The organism is Vibrio sp. 1288 (assembly GCF_033344475.1).
The window spans coordinates 1-611 of record NZ_JAWPOX010000759.1; the positions used below are offsets into that span (position 1 = coordinate 1).

Genomic DNA, 611 nt, shown 5'->3' on the forward strand with positions numbered 1-611 from the left:
ACCATCGCTGGTATTCTTGCTTGCGCCAGTGTTTTGATGCCTCTGCACCAAGTTGATTCTCCCCATTCTGAAGTGCTTTCTCATCAAATTCGAATCGCGGACTTGCACCAAGAAGAGCTCGGTTTGATTGCCGAGCTAAAACTGGCGCATGAAGAACTGCGCGATTTACACGCAGAGTCCGGCACCTGGCCAGATACGGAAGAGATGGCGTCACTGTGGATTGCGCCCTTTGTTCAAGATCAAAACTGGAAGCGTAAAGGTTCGCATCAATGGCAGAGCATTGGTGACGGGATCTACTTGGGCATCAGACAGAGTGAGCAAGGGGCGGCTTCAATGATTCTAGATAGTCGTCAAAGCCACGCCGACATTTGGCTAATCGATGCCCATGGTTTTGCGCCAACCCCAACATTGAGCGAAGAAAGCCATCGCCATCAACAGGGGTGGCAACAGCTAATTCTCTCTTCTCCATCTTCTGCTCATCCTTCGCACACTTAACTCAATTCAAAGAATACATATTATGATCACACGTTCGCTTTTACGTTCCATGTTTGCATCTTGCGCTTTATTGGTCGCTAGCACGTCCAGTTTCGCGAGTGACAAAATGAAAATTG

At 48.4% G+C, this 611-nt stretch carries 1 protein-coding gene; it reads left to right on the plus strand.

The annotated features are described in order from the left end of the window. A partial coding sequence (locus R8O11_RS29205; RefSeq protein WP_318195120.1) for a DUF6162 family protein occupies window positions 1–495 on the plus strand: 495 nt, incomplete at its 5' end. Window positions 496–611: the final 116 nt, after the last annotated feature.